Annotated in this window: 1 protein-coding gene; it reads left to right on the top strand. The window is 50.2% G+C overall.

Annotated elements, in window-relative coordinates:
* Positions 1–33 precede the first annotated feature (33 nt).
* The coding region (locus WEIDD23_RS12070) for an ABC transporter ATP-binding protein (protein ID WP_242865528.1) at positions 34–755 on the top strand (722 nt) is incomplete at its 3' end.

Raw genomic sequence — 755 nt, 5'->3', positions numbered from 1 at the left:
AAGTCAACGTTGTTAAAAGCGATGGCGGGCCTGATGCCTAAATTTGGTGGTATTGTCACCGGTGGCCAAATTTTGTTAGACGGACAAGACATTCAACCCGTGGCACCTTTTGAACGTGCCAAACGAGTGGCCATGCTATTTCAAAATCCGGATCGCCAATTCGCGATGCGGACCGCTCCTGAACAAATTGCTTTTGCACTTGAAAACATCCAATTACCAGCTGAACAAATTCAAGACCGGGTGGCCGATGTGATGACCCGCTTAAATTTGACAGCCTTTGCTGAGCAAGATTTGATGACCCTATCCGGTGGCGAAAAGCAGCGCGTTGCCTTAGCCACCATTTTGGCCATGGATAGTGACATCATTCTACTCGATGAGCCGTTTGCAAATGTTGACCCACAAGCTCGGCAGACGTTACTCCATGACTTACAAGCGCTCCAGCAAACGCAAGGTAAGACAATTGTGATTTCAGACCACGATTTATCGGGTTACGCCGAGCTTGTTGATAATCTCTACGTCTTGGAGGCCACAACCGGCACACTGCAGTCGGCGTCATTAACACGCCTCACAAACTTGGCGCCAGTTGTCCCTTTCACTGGGCACCCTAACCCGGCTGGTGACTTGGGTTGGCGCCAATTACACGTCAGCGTTGGTGAACGAACATTGCTAACAGGCACGACATTCACCGTACCCAGTCAGCAAATCGGCTTGATTTCCGGGTCGAACGGCATTGGTAAGTCCACCCTATTTAAGGC

The sequence above is a fragment of the Weissella sp. DD23 genome (genome assembly GCF_001579105.1).
GTDB classification, from domain to species: Bacteria; Bacillota; Bacilli; order Lactobacillales; family Lactobacillaceae; genus Weissella; species Weissella cibaria.
The sequence above is the reverse complement of the archived record's forward strand: the minus strand, read 5'-3'. Positions and strand labels throughout refer to the sequence as shown.